At 41.9% G+C, this 303-nt stretch carries 1 protein-coding gene; it reads left to right on the forward strand.

The window, feature by feature from the left end; genetic code table 11:
* The coding region (locus HMPREF2698_RS13510) for a hypothetical protein (protein WP_210386583.1) at window positions 1-270 on the forward strand (270 nt) is incomplete at its 5' end.
* Between the last annotated feature and the right edge of the window lie 33 nt (window positions 271-303).

A 303-nucleotide genomic window follows, 5' to 3' on the forward strand; every position in this document is an offset into this window, starting at 1 on the left:
AAAACACAAAAGAACAAAGAAATCACACAAACCACACAACCTGAAACCACACACCACACAAAGCAGTACGCAGTAACAAGCATGCGGTTAAATGCTCGCGTCCACTATACAGTTCTCACACAACACCCCACACAAGACAACAACCACACCAAAAAAGTAGTTATTGAAACTTACATGGGTTATACAACCAGGGAACAATGCCCCAGACACCCAACAATGCACCAAGCACTCATCTATACGCAATCAGACGTACATGTGTTAGTTGATTAATCATTCTGGTTAAGATGTATCTCCACCCGATTA

Source organism: Corynebacterium sp. HMSC072A02 (genome assembly GCF_001810085.1).
GTDB lineage: Bacteria > Actinomycetota > Actinomycetes > Mycobacteriales > Mycobacteriaceae > Corynebacterium > Corynebacterium hesseae.